Here is a 21,611-nt window from a genome sequence, read left to right on the forward strand (position 1 = left end):
CAAGTTTATGCTATAATTATATTCTTAAAAATATCTTAACAATTATTATAGGACGGGAAAATGGCAAAAAGTTTATATGAGACACTCGAAGTAAGTGAAAATGCTTCTGTAAGTGATATAAAAAAAGCATATAGAAAATTAGCAAGAAAATATCACCCTGATGTAAATAAAGATCCTGCTGCAGAGGAAAAATTTAAAGAAATAAATGCAGCTTATGAAGTATTAAGTGATGCAGAAAAAAAACAACAGTATGATCAATATGGGGATTCAATGTTTGGAGGTCAAAACTTCCATGATTTTGCTAGAGGTCAAGGTGGAAATGTTGATTTAGATGAAATACTTAGACAAATGTTTGGTGGAGGAGCAGGATTTAGCTCTTCTGGCTTTAACCAAGGTGGTTTTGGAGGATTTGGAGGTTTTGATGAACCAGATTTGGATACAACTGCCCAAATAACAATACCTTTCACAACTGCTATTTTAGGTGGTAAACAACATATTGCTTTAAACAATGATTCTTTTGATGTAAAAATTCCAGAAGGAATTAAAGATGGTCAAAAAATTAGAGCAAAAGGAAAAGGTAAATCATATCATGGACAAAGAGGTGATTTAATTTTAAAAATCAATGTAGCCCCTTCTAATGAATATGAAAGAGATGATTCAACTTTAATCAAAACTTTTGATGTTCCATTAAAAACAGCACTATTTGGTGGAAAAGTAGAAATTGAAACAATTCATAAAACTATTACTCTAAAAGTTCCTCAAAATACTAAACAAAATCAAAAGTTTAGAGTTAAAGAACTTGGAGTTTTAGATAGAAAAACAAATACAAAAGGTGACTTACATCTAAAAGCAAATATTGTTCTTCCTAAAGTTGAAGATTTAGATGAGAGTTTAGTAGAGTTACTAAAAGATAAACTTCCTGAATAAAAGGATTTATTATGGAAACAAATAGCTATATAGAACCTGTGTATTTAATCTCAGCAGTTGCTGAGATTTTGAATATACATCCTCAAACACTAAGACAGTATGAAAGAGAAGGTCTTATTAAACCCTCAAGAACAAATGGTAAAATAAGACTTTATTCACAAAAAGATATAGACCACATAAAATATGTACTAACATTAACAAGAGAATTAGGTGTAAATTTAGCTGGAGTTGATATTATACTTCAACTAAATAAAAAACTTGAAAAACTTGAAAATGAAGTACAAGAATATAAAGCTAAAATGAAAAATATAAATAATTTAGCAGTAGTACCAGACACAAAAGCTCTGGTTGTTCAAAAAACATCTTTTGATATAGTTATTGTAGAAAAAGAGGATTAAAATCCTCTTTTTAAAATTGGTATTTTACTACGTAATCTCGCATTAATGGTGGAATATCTAAAAAGTTCTCATCATCAGATGATAAATTTTTATTTGCATCATCTTCATGTGAGTCTTCTTTTCCATTATCTAAATCTTCTTTTGATTCAAAACCAGTAGCAACAATAGTGATTTTTACTTCATCTTTTTCAAGTGTTCTATCTGATGTTGTACCAAATATAATTTCAGCATTATGATCCATTCTATCATTGATACTTCCCATTACATTATTAATAGCAAATAATGATACTTGTGGATGAATATTAAAGTGAATTAAAATACCCTTTGCCCCATTTAATGACATTTTATCTAGTAAAGGTGATTCAATTGCATCTTCTAAGGCTCTTTGTGCAGCATCTTCTCCTTTTGCTTTACCAATACCCATTAATGCCATACCTCTATGCTGCATGATAGTTTTAACGTCAGCAAAGTCAGTATTAATATCTGAATTACCTGGATTTAAAATAACCTCAGACATACCATTTACAGCTTGATATAAAATATTATCAATAATTTTAAAGGCATCTTTCATACCAACATTTTCATCAATAATCTCTAATAGTCTATCATTTGGTACAACTATAATTGAATCACTTACTTTTTTAAGTTCTTCAAGCCCAAGACTTGCCAGTCCTGCTCTTTTTTTACCTTCCCAAGTAAAAGGTTTAGTTACAACAGAAACAGTTAAAGCACCTGCTTCCTTTGCAGCTTTAGCAACAATAGCAGCAGCACCTGTTCCAGTACCTCCACCAAGTCCTGCAGCAATAAATACAATATCAGCACCTTTAAGTGCAGATTTAATCTCTTCATAACTCTCAACAGCTGAATCTCTACCAATTTCAGGTTTCATTCCAGCACCAAGTCCTTTTGTTAACTTAACACCTAATTGAATTTTTTTAGGTGCTTGAGAAATATGTAACACTTGTAAGTCAGTATTAGCAGCAATTAAATCAACTTTTTTACAACCTTCTTTTATCATGTGGTTAATCATATTACAACCACCACCACCAATTCCTATTACAGAAATTTTTGCTACATTATCTGACAACACTTTGTTTGGCATTTCTTCTTTGATATCGTCCACCTTAAATAAATTATCCATTTTAAAACCACTCCGATATTTTACTCCAGAACTTAGAAACACCTTTTTTCTTATCTTTTTCTAAAGGTGTTAATACAGCTGAAGTGTCTCTTATTTCCTCATTTGGCTTATTCATCTCATTTTCAAACCCTCTTCTTGTATCACTCATAGAGGCTTGTGAATTTTCAATAACTTTATTTTCAATTCTTGGTTCTTTTTTTATCGGTTTCACAAGTTGTTTACTTGAATCTAACTCGTAATTTCTTGTCGCACCTAAAGAATATTCTAATAATCCAACTATTGTAGACATACTTGGATCATCAAAATTTAAATACCCATTTTTAATATTTTTAGGGTTAGAAACAGAAATAGGAATACCCTCATATATTTTTTCAGCTAAAGGTTTAATTCCTTCTAAACTCGACATTCCACCTGTAATAACTACTCCTGAACCTACATTATCTAAAATTCCACTTTTTTTCAATTGATTTCTTACAAGAACTAATACTTCTTCAACTCTTGCATGAATGATAGTTTGAATATAATCAAGGGCAACCTCTGAGTTAGTATCCTCATCACCTATTCTTGGAATTTTAACTTTTGTAACACCTAGTTCATTATTAGGTGTATAATCTTTTGTTAAAGACCCATATTCAGTTTTAATTCTTTCTGCTGCTACAGGAGGAGTATGAAGCATTACTGATAAATCATTTGTGATATGGTTTGACCCAACAGGAATAAATCCATTATAAATCATAGAGTTACCCTTATAACAAACAAACTCTGTAGTTGTTGCTCCAAGATTTATTACTGTTGTACCAAATCTTTTTTGTTGATTATCTAAAATAGAAATAGCAGAAGCATAACCATCTAAAACAAAAGTAGTCATATCAATACCTGATACTTTTAAAGCCGATTTTATATTTGTTAATGCAGTTCTTTTTGCAGTAACAATATAAACAGATACTTCAAGTCTCGAACCATTCATATTAAGAGGGTTATCAACATCAACAGAATCATCAACCTTGAAAAAAATTGGTATTACATGAACCACTTCATATTCAGGAACAATAGTTGCATTATATAAAGCCATTTGCATTACTTGATTAATTTCGGTTTCAGTAATAAGTCCATTTGGTACATTTACAGAACCAGAACTTCTTATACTTTTAGTATAACTTCCTGAAACAGAAACTATTGAAGTTTCAATTGTTTCTGTTGTATTTCTTTTTGCTAATGTAACAGCATTTTTAATAGCTTTAGATGCCTCTTCAATATTAATTATTAAGCCTTTATTAACACCTTCGCTATTTTGGATACCAGTACCTAGAATACTAATATTATATTCTAAATCATGTTTTGCAATAACTGCTGTTATACTAGATGAACCAATATCAATTGCTAAGATAGTATTACTCAATTATTATTCCTTTGTTTGGATTGAAGATTGTATTTCGTAAGTATTTTCTAAAGCATTTACTAAATTAGTCATTAACTCTTGTGATTGTAACTGTGTTAATGTAGACCTAACAGCATTATCTCTATCTTTATTATAAGAACCCAATTTAGAATTATTAACTCTGTATAATACTACTTTATCATTTAGTTTAATAAAACCTTCTTTTTTAGTTGATGAAAATAACTGATTTAAAAATTGTGCAGCTTCTTGTGCTTCTAATAAAGTGATTTTATCAATTGATTCTCTTGTAACACCTTTTATTTTAATACCTTTGAAAGATGAAGCTTGTTTTTGAGCCATTTCTTCAAGATTTTTTTGTTTTGTTACAAAAATATAATCTTTCTTAGCCATCTGTTTTGCATCTTCAAAAGATAAAGGTTTAGCTTTTTCAATTTTAACTAATTGAGTAATTACAAACTTATCATTTTCAAAAAATGGCTTATTTAAAGAACCTACTTTTGAGTTAATAATTTCATTATTATTCTCTTGTGAATAAGGCATAGTTGAAGTTGTAAATGTAGCAACATTTTTTAACTGCTCGTCACCTTTTTTAATTTTAAGATACTTTTTAAGTGCTTCTTTTTTAGTAAACTTTTCATCTAATTTTTTAATAACATCAGCTTTAGCTTCTTCAAAAGATTTTATTTTTCCATCTTCTTTTTTGAAATCTAATCTAAATTTATCATAATAGTTTTTAATTTCTTCTTCACTTGGGTTTGATGCTTGAAGTGGCATATCTAAAGACATTACTTGATATTTAACTTCTGACATATAAGCATTTTTGTTCTCTTCCCAGTATTTTTTGATATCTTCTTCCTTAGCTTCAACATTGACATCATTTAATGTTAAAATTTTCATTGAAATATCATCTTCTAAGAAAAGTAATTTACTTAAATTCTCAACTTCTTTTTGATTTGCTTTTATATCAAATAGTTTTTGAATTTTAGTTAATAAAATTCCTCTTTTTAAAGAGTCTTCAAACTTAACAGGAGTTGTTCTATTTTGAGATAAAACTTTGATATAAGTATCTTTATCAAATTTTCCATCTTTTAAAAATGCTTGATATTTTACTAACTCTTTAGCAATATCTTCATTTGTAACTTTTAAACCTAATGAATCTCCATAAGATAAGATAAGATTTTTTTGTAGTACTTGCTTATAAGCAACATCTTTTAAATTAAGCTTATCAGCCATTTCTTGATTAAAACTATCACCAAATAGTCTTGCATACTGTTCATATAAATTTGAATATTCTTGTTGATACTCTTCAACAGATACTTCTCTGTCACCTACTACTGCTACTACTCCACCTTGTTTGCCATACTCGTATGAACCCCAACCAACAAAGCCAGCTCCAACAAATGCTATTGTACTTATCCAAATAGTAATAACTAGCCATTTTTTGTGTCTTTGCATCCAACTTATCATAAAACATAATCCTCTTAAAAATTTTAAATATATTACTGTAAAATTTCTTTTAAGTTAGTTAAAGTTAATTTATGTATTCAAAATTTATAACTGAGGTAAAACTTCATTTTTTATTAAGTCTTGTTTACTTAGTAAATCATTGATTACAGACTCTCTTATTGTTATTTCTATTTTTTTACATGCACTTTTGAAAGCTTCTTCTTCCCCAACAATAAAACACATTTTTTTTGCTCTTGTTATTGCAGTATAAAGAAGTTTTGTATTATGCATAATATAGTGAGAAAAACTCATAGGAATTAAAGCATTATCATATTCCATACCTTGTGTTTTATGAATTGTTAGACAATAAGCTAAAGATAATAAAGAAGAAACATTTTCAAAATCATAAAATACTACCATATCATCATTAGGATATAAAACAATACATTTCTCTTCATCAAAATCAAGCTTTATAATAAGCCCTAATTGACCATTAAATACTCTTTTTTCCAAAAAGTCTGTTGAGCCACTTTTATACATTTGCATAGTTTGAGCTCTCATATTTTCATTTTTTACATGAATTACTTTATCTGTAATTTTATACTCATAAAGCTTGGTTTGAAAAGCTTTTCCTTTTGTATGATTAAAAAGTTTTTGTAATTGCATATTTAAATTTTCAACACCCAAAATACCATTTTTCATTGGTGTTATTACTTGAAATAAAATCAAAGCTTTATTTATGTCTTTTTGTTTTATTAAATCATAATACTTTTGAATATAAGAAGCTGAAATATTTAAAATATTATTTAAAATAAGTGTAGAGTTTTCTCCCCTTATATTTGAAAACTCATTTGAAGAAACAGAGTTTTTTTGAGCATAATAGTTTGAAATTGAAACATTTTGAAAACTAAAATCTTCATATTTTTCATTATATTTAGGAATTTCACCCTTTCTTATATCATTTGCTATTACAGCTATTGCCTGATTTTCATTTTGTCTATAAATTTTTGTAAGTTTACAAATTGGTGCAAGTTTATATTTAATAGCATCAGCTAGAATATTACCAGCTCCAATTGCAGGTAATTGACCATCATCACCAACTATGATAAATATAGTTTCATCTGATATTTTTGATATTATTTGATGAAATGTTACAGAATTTACCATCGATGCCTCATCTAAAAGTATAACTTTATGAGGAAAAAAATCTTTTTCTTTATGTTTTACTAATAAAGACTGAATAGTAGAAGAGTTATATCCAGTAGTATCTGAAATTCTTTGACTGGCAATACCACTTAAAGCAATAGTTATAATATCATCATAAGATACAACTTCTTCAAGAAGTTCTAAAATAGCCCTACTTGATGTAGACTTACCAGTACCTGCATAACCTATTAAAAAAAGTGTTTTATGTCCTTCATTTATAAGTTCAACTGCTTTTTTTTGCTCTGTACTTAATTCAAAGCCTAAAGTTTTTTCTTTTTTTTCTAAATATGAATCAAAATCTGCAATTATTTTTTTGTTTTTTTCATCCTCTCTTCTTTGAAAGAAATCTAAAATATTTTTTTCTGCATTAAAAAGCATAGATAAAGCATATCTATTCTCTTTTGTTACATATATTTCTTCTTCAACAAGCATTTTTGATAGAGCTTCTTCATATAAAGCATTTTCATTAGAAAAGTTTAATGACTCATCAAGAAGTTTATATAAATGAAATTTATCTATTGATGAATTTCCATTATTATCACAATACTCTCTTAAAGTATAGTTTAAACAAGCCATTATTCTAAATTCACTTCTAGGATCAATTCCTATAGCTTTTGCTATTTCATCTGCTCTTTTAAAACCTATACCTCTAATACTTATCAACATATATGGATTTTTTTTGATTTTTTCAATTAAGTTATCAACTTCACCAAAAGCTGAATATATTTTTGTAATAAGATTTGAAGTCACTCCAAATTTGGCTAAAAAAGAACCTAATTCTCTTAAGTGCTTAAATTTTTGCCAAGATGAAACTATTTTTTCTAGTTTCTTTTCTTTTATACCTTTAAATTTTAGAAGTTCTTTAGGATTATTATTTAATATTTCAATTAATTCTTCTTCACTATATTTTTCCAAAAGTTCGTGGGCAAATTTATTTCCAATACCTTTTACAATTTTTGTTAAAAAGAAAAATATCTCAGCTTCTTTTAATTCTAAGGTATCAAATTCAAATTGAACTCCATATTTTTTATGTGTAGTCCAGTTTCCAACAAGAATTATTTCTTCACCTACCATTTTTTCGATATCAGTATCAAAATATGTACCACATACTTTCTGATTATTTTCCAATACAGCTATGATATATTTTGTTTCATCGTTTTTATATAATACTTTTTTTAGAACCCCTGATAATTTAAAAGTTTTATATTCTTCTTGATTACTTGCCATTAATATCCATCATTAAACTTATGTTTTTTATGCTTATCTTTTGTATATGTTTTTTTCTTTTTTTCTTTTTGAATTAAATTTGCTTGCTTTAATAAAGTAGATTTTTCATCTTCAAAATCTTCTGTATGATTTTCAATATATTGTAAAGTAGTATTTAAAAATTCTGTTAAAGAAGTAAGATAAGCAGAATGCAAAGGTACAGCCTCTACTCTTTTTAAATCTTCGTAGTTCTTTTTTGTTCTTTGTTTGAATAATTCAACATCAAAGTTATCAAGTTTAAGTAAAGATACAGTTCTTGTAAAAAACTTTTCTAAAACTCTAATATATCTTATTCTTTGTTGTTTTTCATGCATTATTTAAGTAACTCTTCTAAATTTTCTATAGGTCTAGCAATTACAGCTTTATCACCTTTTATAATAACAGGTCGCTCAATTAGTTTAGGATTGTTTATCATTGCTTCAAGAAGTTTGTCTTCATTTGTTTCATTTTCTAAAGCTAGCTCTTTATATATAGTTTCACCTTTTCTCATAAGTTCTTGAGCTGTCATATTTAACTTATTTAAAATATCTTTTAGTTCATCTTTTGAAGGAGTTTCATCTAAATATTTAACAACTTTTGCTTCAATATTTTTTTCTTCTAGTAGATTAAGTGCATTTCTTGATTTTGAACATCTTGGATTATGCCAAATTGTAATATCTTCCATACTTTTTATACCTTATTCATAATTTTAAACGATTATATCCAAAAATATTTTACAAAGCTTGAAATATTACAATTTGTAAGAAAAGTATTAATTAAAACTGTGTTTGAATACCTATAAAAGGCCCTTTATAAGACATATCAATTCCATCTGATTCAAACTCTTTGCCCTTATAACCTAAGATATAAGAGGATTCTTTAAATTGATTATTTTGATAGCCAAGTGTAAACTTATACTCTAGTGCATCAATCTTATCCCCTGTTCCAATAGAGCCTTCAACATCAAACCATAAATTATTTATAGCTTGGATTTCATTTCTATAATTTGCTTGAATATCAAAATAATTTTCTTTTGCTTTTTGTGAATTTGCAGTAAGTTCATATCTATTTAATCCTACTCCTAATTGAAGCTTATCAAATATTCTTTTATAATTTAATTTATAAAGTTTAGTCTCAAACTTTTTATCTGTCATAAAAAATTCAAAAGTAAATTTATTTTTATTATTTTGATATGAAAGTATAGGAGAAAAAGCATTTGCATTTTCAGATAATGATGTAGTTGCATTTGAGATGTCAATATCAATGGGTGAGTATTCAAATCTTACTTCAACAATAGTATTATCAATAGTTATACTATTTTTCTCTTCTAAAATATCTTCTTGCTTTACTTCATCATTTAAAATATTTTCTCGTACTTTGATTACTTCTACTTCTTTTTTCATAGGTGAAAGAAGAACTTTTTGTTCATTTTTTTCTTTTTTTATGAATGGTTTTACTTTTTTTATGAGTGGCTTTACTTTTTTTTGTTTTTGTTTTTTTTCTACAAAGTTGTATTCAATCTTTTTTTCATTAGAAAACTTACTTAATGGCATATAATCATCCATTTGAGCAAAACAAATAAAAGGTGTAATAGTAAATAAAAGTAGTTTTTTCATTAAATCTCCAAAATAAATTTAGGTCATTATTTTATCATAATTTTTTTTAATATATTCTGCAACTCTAAAGGAATTAGCATAAATAGTAAAAGTATACGGAACACTACCACCAGTAGGCATAAAACTTGCATCACTTATAAAAAGATTATTTATTTCATGAGCTTGACAATGTTTATTTAAAACAGAAGTTTTAGGATCATCTCCAAATCTACATCCCCCAGCAAGTAAGTTTTGTGCTGGTAATTCAGAAATATTTGAGTTTATATTTTTCACTTTCATTTGTTTAAATAAAGCTATGGCCTTTTCTTCTAAAAATTTTGATATTTTAATATCATCTTTAAATGCACCTATTCTTATATTTGCAACAGGAACTCCATATTTATCTTTATATTTTTCATCTACACTAATAAAACTGTTATCATTTGGAGTCCAGTCTACAAATATTTCTATATTTAATGTTCTTGTTTTAGTAAATTTTTCATAAATTTTGTCTTGTAGAGCCTTACCTATTAAAAGCTTTGAGCCATCCCATTTTAAGCTATTTGCTCTTTTAATAGGATTTGCATGATCAAAAACTAACTCTATCATTCCACCTTTAAAATCCTTTGTATAATAAAAGTCTTTTATAGCTCTATTTACAAAAAGTCCAGGTTTTAAAAGCTGTTTTAACTCCATATTAGTTTCATCAAATGTTCCACTTACTACTCCACCTGCTGTTGAAAGAAAGTTTTTCCCTACATTTCCACTATTATTTGCTAAGCCTTTAGGAAATGTTTCTGACTTTGAATTTAATAAAAGTCTTGAAGTTTCAACAGCTTGAGCTGCTACTACAAAAAGTTTTGCTTTAATTTCTTTACTTTTTTTCTCTTTTGTATAATAATTTGCTGATATAATCTTTTTCTCTTTGTTTACATTTAGCTTATAAACAAAAGCATTAGGAATTATTGTCACATTATTTGTTTTTAAAGAGGGAAGAATCAATGCTTCTCTACTGCTTCCTTTTGCTCCACTAGAACAAGCATAAGAGCCACAATAATTAGAGTAATAACAAGCACTTCTATGATTACTGTTTTTACTGATTATTGCTCTTGGTGTTTTAACTATAGAGTAAGCTAATTGAGTTGAGGCTTTATCTATAAGTTTTACAATTGGGTGTTCATCTAAAGGTTTAAAAGGAAAATTTTTTGAACTTCTTGGTTCTTGATGTTTATAAAAACTAGGTTCTCCTGAAACACCTACAATTTTTTCAACTTTATCATAAAAAGGTTCAAGTTCTTCATAAGAAATAGGCCAATCTTCTATATTTGAGCCTTTTGCTTTTCCATAAATAGTTTTTAATTTAAAATCATTAGGCTTAAGTCTATAAAAAAAACCACTCATAAAATTTGAAGAGCCGCCAAGAATATTTCCATTCCAAAAGCTCCAGCCTGTTTCATAAGTAGGAAACTTTATCCATTTTCCATCAATATTTTCTTCAATTGTATGATACTCTTCATCTAATTTAGGTGTATAAATATCCCTTCTTACTGTTGCTATTTCATCCTTTGAAAAATCTTTTCTTTTATAGACTTCACCTTTTTCTAAAACACATACTTTAAACCCTGCTTTACTTAATTCATAGATTATAGGTCCAGCACCTGCTCCACTTCCTATTACACAAATATCATACATCATAACTTTTGTCCATATTTCAATTTTGGTCTTGGGTAACCTACACTATGTCTTAGACTTTGCCAGCCTATTTGATTTTTATTCCCACCATAAATTGGATCACCCAATAATGCTTCTATTCCATAATATACAAGTTTAGATAGCCATGATTGAGCATAATCATTAGAATTTACTATTTCATAGATTAACTTTTCTTTTTTTTGTTTTTCTAAGTTAATAAAATTTGGAAAACTTGAATTAAAATCTTTTAAACCTTGTAATACAAATGACTTATCACTATTATTGAAACTTGAATGATTAATAGTCTTTACTAAAAAACTCAAAGCCCCAAACTGTTTTGAACTTGGCATCTCTTTTGTTTTTGGAAATAAAATTTCAAAAAGATTTTCAAGTATTAGTAAATCTTCTTTTGTAAAAACCTTTGCAAAAACTTCTGTACTTTTAAATGCAATAAAAGTAAATGTGCTAAATTTGATAAATTCTCTTCTTTTCATAAACATACTTTACCCAAATAGTAGTAAAAGTAAAAATATTTTAAATTATGATATACTTTTAAGATGTTAGTATCAAATAATTCACTTTTAAATGTACTATTACCAAATGATAATAAAGCCTTAAAAGAGGTTTTAAAAGAGGCTGACTCAAAAACTTTACAAGATATGATAAAAAATAAATCAGTATCTGTAAATGATGTTTTAAAAAACCTTTTTGATGATATAAGAAATGGTACTAAAACAAATACAAACATAGAAAATATTTTAAAAAATACAAATGCTTTTAAAGACTTAGGCTCTTTTTCAAAATCATTAACATCAGTTTTATCTCAAATTGATTCTAATTCAAACCTAAATAAATTTAAACCAAGCCTTGAATCTTTTTTAAAAAACATTGTAAATATTGATGAAAATAGTCTAAAGGAACAAATAAATAAATCAGGGGTTTTTTTAGAAGCTAAAATAGCTCAAAATACTCAATCAAAAACCTTGCTTTCTCCAAATATAGAAAAACTTTTAAATCAAATACAAAACTTAATAAAAGATATAAATACGCCAATAGCTAAGCAAGTAAATGAAATTATTACCAAAACATTACAGCAAGTCCCTACTTCTACAACAAATAAAAGCACAGAAAATCTAAAAACACTTGTACCTTTGCTACAAAATTTAGTAAGTACTCTTGAAAATAGCACTACAAAAGACTTATCAAAGTTGACTAATCAATTAAAAGCTATTGTTTCACAAGGAGCACTTCTTGAATCAAAACTTGATAATTTAAAAACAATTAGCTCAAATAACATACAAGCCCCACAAACTTCTACAAATCAAACAAATGCCCTTCTTAATACAAAAGAGCAAGTAAATATCGAAACAAAACAACTATTAAGTGAGATTAAAACACAGTTTAATTTGTCAAATACAAATAATCCAAATGCTAGTAAAGTTATTAATGAGCAAATAGATAATCTGTTAAAGTCAAATGACTTATTTACAAAAAATGATAAACTTATAGAACCAAAAGCTTTATTAAATAATCTACTTAATTCAAATGAAATAAAACAAGCATCAAATCAAAATCAAAATATTTCAAACTTGATATTAAACTTAAAAAATATATCTGAAAATATTTCAAACCTAGAAACAAAAGTTCAAAATTTTGTTAATATTAGCAATGAAAAAAGCTCTGTTCTTACAAATTTAAAAGAAAATATTGTTTCATTGAAAACAGAATTATCTAATATTAAAAATATTGATTTAAGTGTATCAAATAAAATAGTTTCAAAACTAGAAAATCTAGAAAATCTATTTGCTAAAATACAAAATCCAAATATTAATACAGAAAATACTAAAACAAACCCTTTATCAAACCTTAATCTAAATAATAATCAAAGTAATATAGCAACTAGTTTTCCTAATAATTTTTCAAACAATTTAAATAGTCTAATTTTACTTTTAAAAGAGAGTATTACAAACTTATCAGCTAATCAAGTAAATCCAAATGCACCAGCTATTCAAAATCAGATTTTAGAAGTGGTTGAAAAAATTGAAGCAACAATAAAAGAAAATATTCAAAATTCAAATCTAAACCAAGCTATAAATCCAAACCAAAGTAAAGAAAATGCTTCTGCCCTTTCAAATGATATGAAATCCATACTTCTTCAAATGCAAGATGAGTTAGTTTCCAAAACAGATCAGAAATCTCAAGAGTTATTTAAACAAGTTGATAAAATGCTAATGCAAATTGATTATCATCAACTATTATCACTAAGTTCACAGTCAAACTATGTTTATGTACCTTTTTTATGGGATATGTTAGAAGAAGGAAGTATTGGAATAAAAAAATCAAAAGATGAAGAAAAGTTTTATTGTCAAATTCATCTAACATTAAAAGATTTTGGTAAAGTTGACTTAATGATGGGACTTTATGATAAAAATAAGATTGATATAACTATCTATGCACAAAGAGAACATTTTAAAGAAAAAGTAAGAGATAATTTACAAGGATTAAAAAAGTCATTAAATAATGTAGATTTAATTCCTGTAAATATAAAACTTCTTGATTTAAAAGAAGAGAATAACCAAGAAGATAAACAAACACAAACATATAACAAAAATGCCTATGATAATTCTAGTTTTAACTCTGGCATTGATATAAGAGTTTAAAATGCAAAAAGAAATAAAACAAGAAAACTATACTACTAAAGCTGCTGCTTTAAAATATGATATCAATAATGATAGTGCTCCAAAAGTAACTGCAAAAGGAAAAGGAGAAACAGCTAATAATATCATCAAAATCGCAAGAGAAAATAATATACCAATTAAAAAAGATGAAGATTTAGTAGAACTTTTATCTCAACTTGATTTAGATAAAGAAATTCCTGGAAGTATGTATAAAGCTGTGGCTGAAATATTCTCTTTTATTTATGATATGACCAATCAAGGTAAAAAAATTGATGAGAAACTTGAAGAAAAAATAGAAAAAAGAGATTGATAAATATATAAGAGAGTTTATACTATAATCGCCAAAATTAAATATAAAGTAATATAAATCCCATGAAATATAATAACTTAGATAGTCCTATTTTTTTATTTACATTAATAGTTATTGCTGTTATTTTAAACCTAATTTCTTCTATTTATTTTTTGATTATTATGCTTAGTGGTGTTTTATTTACAGCTTTTTTTGTTAGTTTAAAAAATAGACGAATGTACTCTTTATTTTTTATAATTATTGCATTTTTATTTATCGAAATAAATTCAGGACTTAAACCTCTATCTCTTACATTACTATCACTTTTTTTATATATTTTTGTAACACCACATATCAGAAGAAACTTATCCTTTAGTTCTATAAATACCTATATTTATGTAATTTTATTTTATTTAGGTGTTCTTTTGATTTGGTCTTTATCTACAAATATAAATGAAACTATCATAAAAGCGATAATTGCTAATATATTTATTGATTTACTATTTATTGGAGCTTTTATATGAATATACGATTAAATATCATATTTATAATTATCTTTGCTATTATGACTACTTTACTTGTAAGAGTTTATTTTCTAAGTATTAAATCAAATACTTACTATGAAGAATTATCAAAAAGAAATTATATTAATAGAATAAATAAAGTACCTGTAAGAGGTGTTATTGAAGATAGAAATGGTAAAAAACTAGCAATAAATCAGATGGGATTTTCTATCTTAATAAAACCACATTTAAGATCTTATAAAAATAAAGAAAAATTAAATAGTGCTATTGAATTTATTGAAAAACATTTCCCAAAATACAAAAAAGAGAAACTACTAAAAAACTATAAAAGAAAAGATTCTGCATATAATCATGATTATGTAAAAGTAGTTGATTATATCGCTTATGAAGATTTTTTTCCTAAATATACACTTTTTGCCTCAAAAGAAAATATCAAAGTTGAATCTGCTGTAAAAAGGTATTATCCTTATAAAAATGTAGCTTCTCATATAATAGGATATGTTGGAAAAGCTTCAAGACTAGATATAGTAAAAAATGACTTATCTGCATTTAGTGGGATTATTGGAAAAAATGGTTTAGAAAAATACTATAACGATATACTACAAGGTAAAATGGGATATAAAGATATAAAAGTAAATGCCTTAAATGAAGAGATTGAAGTACTTGAACAAAAAGAGCCTTCATCAAATAATAATATTAAAATTTCACTAGATATTGAACTTCAAAAATATATTCAAGAAATATTTAATTACAAAGGTGGTGCGGTAATAGTAATGGACTCCACAAATGGAGAACTATTAGCAGCAGCTTCTTTCCCTGAATTTGACAATAATATTTTCGCAAGAGGTATTTCAGTAAAAGAATGGAATGAAATGAGAAATGATTTTAATCATCCTTTTACAAATAAACTTATAAATGGACTTTATCCTCCTGGTTCTATCATAAAAATGGGAGTTGCCCTATCTTTTTTAGAAAATGGAATAAAAGAGAGTTATACAGTAAATGATTCTGGTTTTATAAAAATAGGAAATAGAAACTTTAGATGTTGGAAAAGGCATGGACATGGTAAGGTTGGTTTTAATAAAGCAATTAGAGAAAGTTGTGATGATTTTTTTTATAAAGGAAGTTTAAGAGTAGGAATAAACAAAATCTCAAAAACTCTTGATAAGTTTGGGTTTGGTCAACAAACAGGAGTAGATCAAGTAAATGAGTTTTATGGAATAAATCCAAATAAAGACTGGAAACAAAAAAAATATAATAAACCTTGGTATGTAGGTGAGACTGTTATTACATCAATAGGACAAGGAAATATGCTAGTAACACCAATGCAAATGGCAAGATACACAGCATATATTGCAAATGGAAAACTTCCAACTCCTCATTTTTATAAAAAGAATTATAAAGAACCTATTAGTTTAAATTTCCCTGAAAAGCATTTGAATCTTATGAGAAAAGGAATGTATGAAGTTATGTATCATAAAAAAGGTACAGCTTCAAGACATATTAACTCTAAAGTTAAAATAGCAGGAAAAACAGGAACAGCACAAGTGGTTTCTATTCCTCAATCAGAAAAAGTAAGAATGAAAGAGAGTGATTTAAAATATTACCAAAGATCTCATGCTTGGCTTACAACTTATGGACCTTATAAAAATCCCAAATATGTTGTAACTATACTTGTAGAACATGGTGGACATGGTGGTAGTGTAGCAGGGAAAATGGTAAGTAAAATCTTTGATAAACTAGTTGAATTAGGATATATCAAAGAAAAGTAAGAAAGAGTTTTAAGAACTCTTTTCTACTTTTAAATCGTATAATTTTAATAAAACATACGCAAAAATTATAGCAAAAACTACTCTTGCTATTACAATAACTGTTAAGTTCGCATTAAAAATCACAAAAAGTAAAGTATCTTCAATAATTGCATGACATATCATCAAAAAAGTACCAACATAAAAAATATCTCTTTTACTTAAAGAAGAGTTTTGAGCTTCTTTTATTAGAAGCCCTGCTCCATAAGTAATACCTAAAAAAACACCAACAAGTAAAGAGAATCCTTTAGAAACATTTTTTTGAGACTCAACAATAAATTTTCTTGTTTTAATAAAATCCATTATAAATATTATTATAGAAATAAGTATTATTATCTTAACTGTTAAATCAATAGAATTTATAAAAGATGTGGATAAAACATCCCATAAACTATCATAGACTCTTGCATCTACACTAGCATTTGAAACAATATTTGAAAAAGTGTCTTTAGGTAAAAGAGTTACTAAATAAGCTACTATAAATCCACTTATTACTCTTAAAGAAATAGAATAAATATTAGAAATACCTAATTTCTTCATCACTGCCGTTTCGACTATTAAAGCATGACATATTCCTAAAAAGACTGCTAAAATAGTCCACTCTCTAGCTGTTAAATCTAAAGGAGCTGCAAAAGCAATTGCTGCATATAAATTTAGAAACATACCACTTATAATACTTAAAGCAGCCTCTTTTGGTAAATCTAATAAAGAAGTTAAAGGTTCTACTAAAAAAGAGATATAAGATAAAATATTATAATAATATAAAACTTCTGCAAGTATATAAATAGGAATAATTAATTTAATAATTATCCATGCACTCTTTAGTGCTGATAATAAAGTTTGTTTATAATTCAAGTTTATATCCTTAAATTAAAACAAAATAACATAAAATTATTTATAACTAACTTATAATTTTAAAGACAAATTATCATAACTTAAATGCTATTTTTATTTTATTAAGTTTTTAATGATTCTTTAGCTATTATAATTTCTAATTTTCCATAGGACTAAATACTTGAAGATACTCTTAAGTTTATTAATTTTAAGCATTACACTTTTAGGAGCAGATGATTTACCAATTGTAAATTTATCTGTAGCAGCACTTGAAGAACCAGCACAATTTGTAAAAACAATAAATATTGCACTAATTCTAGCTTTACTTGTTTTAGCACCATCACTTTTATTGATGGTTACTTCATTTACTAGGATTATTATAGTATTCTCACTTCTTAGACAAGCTATGGGTTTACAACAAACTCCACCTACTCAAATTGTAATTTCTTTAGGTTTAATAATGACAATTTTTATTATGGAACCTTATGCAAAAAAATCTTGGGAAGATGGTATAAAACCATATATGGAAGAAACTATAGGATATGAAGAAGCCTTTGAAAAAGGGGTTCAACCTTTTAAAGAGTTTATGATAAAAAACACAAGAGAATCTGATCTTGCACTTTTTTATAGAATCAAAAAAGAACCAAATCCTAAAAATATTGATGATGTACCTTTAACACTTTTAATGCCTGCATTTATTGTAAGTGAGCTTCGAACAGCCTTTGAAATAGGCTTTTTAATTTTCTTACCATTTTTGGTAATTGATATTATTGTTGCTTCTATTTTAATGAGTCTTGGTATGATGATGTTACCACCTGTTATGATCTCCTTGCCTATTAAGATTATCTTTTTTATTGTAATTGATGGTTGGCAATTGATTATTGGAAACCTCGCCCAGTCCTTTAAGTGACGATTTTATAAAGGCAATTCAATAAAGAATTTTGCTCCATCTTTTGTATTCTCAACAAATAGTTTTCCTTTTAAACTTTCAGTAACTATTTTATGACTCATATATAACCCCAAACCTGTTCCTTGAGATTGATGTTTGGTTGTAAAATACGGTTCAAAAATATGATTTATAACTTTAGATGGAACTCCACCTGCATTATCTTCAATAGTTAAAATAACTCTGTTATCTTCTTTGTAAAGATTTAATATAATTTTTGGGTCTTGAACTTCTCTTTCTTTGAAGACATCTTTTGCATTATTTATGATATTTATAATCACCTGAGAGAGTTCATCTGCTATGATTTTTATTTCTATTGGTTCTATCTGCTCAATATTTGTTTTTAAATTTATATAATTATTCTTTAAAGTTGCATTTAAAAGATTGATAGTCTCTTTTATCCTGTCTTGAAGAATTACACTTTTGTACTCTTTTTCTTCTTTAATAAAGTTTCTAAAAGTATCAATTGTTTCACTTAAATACATCGTACTTTTATCAATACTTTCTAACTCTTCAAGAAGTAATTTATCAGTTAAAACTCCTATCTCATTTTGAAACTTAATACCTGTACAAGCAGTTCTGATTAAACTTAAGGGCTGTCTCCATTGATGAGCGATATTTCCTATCATTTCACCTAAAGATGCCATCTTTGCTTGCTCTAAAAGCTGTAACTGTTGTTTTTCAAACTCTTTTAAATTTGTAATATCATAATTTGCACCTATCATAAATAAAGGTTTATCATTTTCATCATAAACTACTTTTCCAGATGCTTTTATATATTTTAAGCCTTTTTTTGTTTTTATTCTAAAAGTTGCTTCAAATTTAATTCTTTTATTAATAGACTCTTGAAGTTTACTTTGAGCTTCTTGCATATCATCTTCATATAAAGCGCTTGCCCATAGCTGATAATCCGATTTACCATCTTTTTTTTCAACTTCATAAAGTTTATACATCTCTTCATCCCAATCTAAAATATCTTTAGTTATATCCCATTTCCAAATACCAATTTGTGCTGATTTTGTAGCTTCTGATAGTTTTAAGGTTGTTTCTTTTAGATTATTATATGACTTTTCAAGACTTTTAAAAAGATACTTTCTTGTATTGTTTTTTAAATAATACACAACAAATAAAATGACTAGTAAAATAAAGACTTTTATAGAAATTGTTTTAATAAGATAGTTATCATATTCCTTTATTAGTTCACTGTTTAAATTGTTTATTTTGTCATCTAAAATATTCAGAGGTATTCCTGTGGCAATAATCCAATTATATTTTTTATATAACTTAGCATATGAGATTTTTTTTGTGATTTTTTGAGATGTAAACTCTTTAAAATAGTATGAGTAAAAAACTTCATTGTTTTTTAGTATACCTTCAAGCTCTTCTTTATAAGGAAGATTACCTTTTATATCTTTTGTACTCAATGATAAATAAATACCCTCAGTATTTTTTAGATTTGGATGAATTAATCTTTTTGCATATTTTTCTTTATCATTAATGTTTTCAATTTTATTAATCCAAGTATACCTTTGTTTTTCAAAAATACTATTATATAAGTATTCTCGCACTTCATTTTCAAAAAGTTTATAGTTTGATTTTGTTAAAAACTCAAAATTCTTTCCAGTTTGTTTTTGTTTTTTTATATAAAATCTATGTATTTTATCAATGAAGTATATAGTAGTATGAATTGACTCTTTAAGTCTTTGTTTGTACTCCTGAATGATGTTTTCTTCAGTAGCTTTTAGATGATTTTCAATATTTGATTTTTTTGATTGTAAATCAATATATGTAGAAGTAAAAACTAAAATAAGTATAATCAAAAAAACAGAATATAAATACTTATTATATTTATTTGCTTTCTTGTCTAAGTTTAAATCAATATTATCATTCATAACTGGACCTTTTAATGCCTAAAGCATTATTTCATCCAATTAGTATATCATATTTAAAGTATCAAATAATAAAAAAATACTATTTTAGTTTACTGTATGTATCACAAAAAGGTATCTTTTTTCTTTCTTCTACTTTTTCATGTACAAATATATAACCAAAAACTAGTATTAGTAATAATAAAATATATTCCATAAAAACCTCTTAGGAAAATTAATAAGCTATTTATAACTATTCATTTCTTAATATTAGATTAAAATCTAATTATTTAGTCTAAATCTAGTATAATTCACAAATTTTATAAATTATTACACAAATTAAGGACTATAATATATGGCAATTGAAGTTAATCAAAATGTTAAAATATTTTTTGAAGTAAAGATTAATGGGAAAGTTGTAGATGGTACAACTTCAAATAAAGCTTTTGAATTTACTTTTGGAGTAGGACAAGTAATACCAGGATTAGAAGCTAGAATAAAAGATATGCAAGCTGGTGAGAGTGCTAGTTTTGTAGTTCCAGCAGCAGAAGCTTATGGAGAGTATAACCCTGATGCAAAACAAACTTTACCTATAGAGGAAGTGGCTGGAATTCCTGATTTAAAAGTTGGTATGCAGCTACAAGGGGAAGATGAAGAAGGACAGCCTATTCAAGTTTTAATAGAAAAAATTACAGATACAGAAGTTACTATAGATTATAACCACCCTCTTGCAGGTAAAGATATGGAATATAGTGTAAAAATAGACTCACTACTATAAAAATAAAAGCAGGTTTCCCTGCTTTTACTTACAGTTTAAAGCATCTTCTTTTGAGAATAAATCTTTATACTTACATTCAAACCATAATTTTTCAACTGGCACTTTCCAAGTCCAAGCTAATCCACTATGTAACCAACCATCTTTAACTCTTTCACCTTTGTATTTACCTTGTTTTACTTTTCCACCTTCAAAACCATCAATAATAGTCCACACATTAGTATAACCTTTTGAAGCTAACTGATTTACAACAGGTGCAGCTCTTGAAGACCCTGATCTACATGTAATAAAAATAGGTTCATCTTTTTTTACATCTTTTTTATCAAGTTCATAAATAATCTCTTTTAAAGCATATTTATTTTTCTTCATAGCATAATTATTATGCTTTTTACCATAAGCTGTAGTATCTAAAGTCATAAAAGGAACATAAATATCAGTTCTTGAGGCACTTCCTATAAACATAATCTCAGAAGGACTTCTTACATCAATTAAAGTAGCATTTTTATTTTTAGCTATATACTCACCTGCATTTTTAGCAGTAACATATAAACCTAAAGTTGTTTGTGCTTTTTTCTTTTTTGGAGTTTGTGCTTTTTGTATATCCATTGCACTTAAACTTAATGATGATAGTAAAATAGTTAAAACAATCAATAATTTAATTTTCATAATTTTTCCTTATAATTTTTTTGAATTTAATATTAACTTTACTTATATTAAATTTATATTAAAAGTATAAGTACAACAAATATTTTTTCATGATTTATAATATTTTTTTATTTATAATATAAGCTTCATATATATAACTTTTATTTATAATATTTCTTTTAAATTTTAACAAAA

20 protein-coding genes are annotated in these 21,611 nt (G+C 26.4%); 8 read left to right on the forward strand and 12 right to left on the reverse strand.

The features are described 5' to 3' along the window. Positions 1-60: 60 nt before the first annotated feature. Together ACH5BK_RS02930 and ACH5BK_RS02935 are read left to right on the forward strand one after the other, a co-directional pair. Positions 61-927 carry a DnaJ C-terminal domain-containing protein gene (locus tag ACH5BK_RS02930; RefSeq protein WP_404304310.1) on the forward strand — a complete coding sequence of 289 codons (867 nt, stop codon included), beginning with the start codon at positions 61-63 and terminating at the stop codon, positions 925-927. Positions 928-938: 11 nt separating this feature from the next. After that, complete coding sequence (locus ACH5BK_RS02935; RefSeq protein ID WP_404304311.1) at positions 939-1,325, forward strand: heat shock protein transcriptional repressor HspR; 387 nt, start codon at positions 939-941, stop codon at positions 1,323-1,325. Between the two features lie 10 nt (positions 1,326-1,335). Here ACH5BK_RS02935 and ftsZ read toward each other — a convergent pair whose 3' ends face one another. The 9 genes from ftsZ to ACH5BK_RS02980 all read right to left on the reverse strand — a co-directional run bounded on the left by ftsZ (position 1,336) and on the right by ACH5BK_RS02980 (position 11,543). Continuing rightward, positions 1,336-2,466 (reverse strand): cell division protein FtsZ, encoded by a 1,131-nt coding sequence (ftsZ, locus tag ACH5BK_RS02940; protein ID WP_404304312.1) that lies wholly within the window; start codon positions 2,464-2,466, stop codon positions 1,336-1,338. A 1-nt stretch (position 2,467) separates the two neighbouring features. Further along, positions 2,468-3,865 (reverse strand): cell division protein FtsA, encoded by a 1,398-nt coding sequence (ftsA, locus tag ACH5BK_RS02945; protein WP_404304313.1) that lies wholly within the window; start codon positions 3,863-3,865, stop codon positions 2,468-2,470. A gap of 3 nt (positions 3,866-3,868) precedes the next feature. Beyond that, positions 3,869-5,332 carry a peptidylprolyl isomerase gene (locus ACH5BK_RS02950; protein ID WP_404304314.1) on the reverse strand — a complete coding sequence of 488 codons (1,464 nt, stop codon included), beginning with the start codon at positions 5,330-5,332 and terminating at the stop codon, positions 3,869-3,871. Between the two features lie 84 nt (positions 5,333-5,416). Next, positions 5,417-7,744 (reverse strand): AAA family ATPase, encoded by a 2,328-nt coding sequence (locus ACH5BK_RS02955; protein ID WP_404304315.1) that lies wholly within the window; start codon positions 7,742-7,744, stop codon positions 5,417-5,419. After that, positions 7,744-8,097, reverse strand: coding sequence for a hypothetical protein (locus ACH5BK_RS02960; RefSeq protein WP_404304316.1), 354 nt, complete (start codon positions 8,095-8,097; stop codon positions 7,744-7,746). The genes ACH5BK_RS02955 and ACH5BK_RS02960 overlap by 1 nt, the downstream gene beginning before the upstream one ends. Next, the gene (arsC, locus tag ACH5BK_RS02965) at positions 8,097-8,447 is read right to left on the reverse strand and encodes an arsenate reductase (glutaredoxin) (protein ID WP_404304317.1); all 351 of its coding nucleotides are present in this window, start codon (positions 8,445-8,447) and stop codon (positions 8,097-8,099) included. Before arsC ends, ACH5BK_RS02960 begins: the two co-directional genes overlap by 1 nt. A gap of 91 nt (positions 8,448-8,538) precedes the next feature. Continuing rightward, complete coding sequence (locus ACH5BK_RS02970; protein ID WP_404304318.1) at positions 8,539-9,378, reverse strand: hypothetical protein; 840 nt, start codon at positions 9,376-9,378, stop codon at positions 8,539-8,541. A gap of 18 nt (positions 9,379-9,396) precedes the next feature. Beyond that, entirely contained in the window at positions 9,397-11,052 is a 1,656-nt protein-coding gene (locus ACH5BK_RS02975; RefSeq protein ID WP_404304319.1) for a GMC family oxidoreductase, read from the reverse strand. Then, positions 11,049-11,543 (reverse strand): gluconate 2-dehydrogenase subunit 3 family protein, encoded by a 495-nt coding sequence (locus ACH5BK_RS02980; RefSeq protein WP_404304320.1) that lies wholly within the window; start codon positions 11,541-11,543, stop codon positions 11,049-11,051. Before ACH5BK_RS02980 ends, ACH5BK_RS02975 begins: the two co-directional genes overlap by 4 nt. Before the next feature lie 63 nt (positions 11,544-11,606). Here ACH5BK_RS02980 and ACH5BK_RS02985 point away from each other — a divergent pair, with 63 nt between their 5' ends. The 4 genes from ACH5BK_RS02985 (at position 11,607) to mrdA (ending at position 16,312) form a co-directional block, all read left to right on the forward strand. Continuing rightward, entirely contained in the window at positions 11,607-13,709 is a 2,103-nt protein-coding gene (locus tag ACH5BK_RS02985) for a flagellar hook-length control protein FliK (RefSeq protein ID WP_404304321.1), read from the forward strand. Position 13,710: 1 nt separating this feature from the next. Next, the gene (locus ACH5BK_RS02990; RefSeq protein WP_404304322.1) at positions 13,711-14,037 is read left to right on the forward strand and encodes an EscU/YscU/HrcU family type III secretion system export apparatus switch protein; all 327 of its coding nucleotides are present in this window, start codon (positions 13,711-13,713) and stop codon (positions 14,035-14,037) included. Positions 14,038-14,099: 62 nt separating this feature from the next. Continuing rightward, positions 14,100-14,540, forward strand: a complete 441-nt coding sequence (locus tag ACH5BK_RS02995) for a hypothetical protein (RefSeq protein ID WP_404304323.1) — start codon at positions 14,100-14,102, stop codon at positions 14,538-14,540. Next, positions 14,537-16,312: a penicillin-binding protein 2 gene (gene mrdA, locus ACH5BK_RS03000; RefSeq protein ID WP_404304324.1), complete on the forward strand. Its 1,776-nt coding sequence runs from the start codon at positions 14,537-14,539 to the stop codon at positions 16,310-16,312. The genes ACH5BK_RS02995 and mrdA overlap by 4 nt, the downstream gene beginning before the upstream one ends. Before the next feature lie 9 nt (positions 16,313-16,321). Here the strand turns inward: mrdA and ACH5BK_RS03005 are convergent, their stop codons facing one another. After that, the gene (locus tag ACH5BK_RS03005; protein WP_404304325.1) at positions 16,322-17,203 is read right to left on the reverse strand and encodes a nucleoside recognition domain-containing protein; all 882 of its coding nucleotides are present in this window, start codon (positions 17,201-17,203) and stop codon (positions 16,322-16,324) included. A 160-nt stretch (positions 17,204-17,363) separates the two neighbouring features. On the opposite strand from ACH5BK_RS03005, the gene fliP reads away from it, so the two are divergent. Further along, a complete protein-coding gene (gene fliP / locus ACH5BK_RS03010; RefSeq protein WP_404304326.1) occupies positions 17,364-18,092 on the forward strand; it encodes a flagellar type III secretion system pore protein FliP in 729 nt (242 codons plus the stop codon). Positions 18,093-18,097: 5 nt separating this feature from the next. On the opposite strand, the gene ACH5BK_RS03015 is transcribed toward fliP, so the two are convergent. After that, on the reverse strand, positions 18,098-20,020 hold the full coding sequence (locus ACH5BK_RS03015; RefSeq protein WP_404304327.1) for an ATP-binding protein: 1,923 nt from the start codon (positions 20,018-20,020) through the stop codon (positions 18,098-18,100). Between the two features lie 331 nt (positions 20,021-20,351). On the opposite strand from ACH5BK_RS03015, the gene ACH5BK_RS03020 reads away from it, so the two are divergent. Then, positions 20,352-20,774, forward strand: coding sequence for a peptidylprolyl isomerase (locus ACH5BK_RS03020; RefSeq protein ID WP_404304328.1), 423 nt, complete (start codon positions 20,352-20,354; stop codon positions 20,772-20,774). A 24-nt stretch (positions 20,775-20,798) separates the two neighbouring features. Here the strand turns inward: ACH5BK_RS03020 and ACH5BK_RS03025 are convergent, their stop codons facing one another. Continuing rightward, positions 20,799-21,437: a rhodanese-like domain-containing protein gene (locus ACH5BK_RS03025; RefSeq protein ID WP_404304329.1), complete on the reverse strand. Its 639-nt coding sequence runs from the start codon at positions 21,435-21,437 to the stop codon at positions 20,799-20,801. Between the last annotated feature and the right edge of the window lie 174 nt (positions 21,438-21,611).

The sequence above is a fragment of the Arcobacter sp. YIC-80 genome, assembly GCF_044841725.1.
Taxonomy (GTDB): Bacteria; Campylobacterota; Campylobacteria; order Campylobacterales; family Arcobacteraceae; genus Arcobacter_B.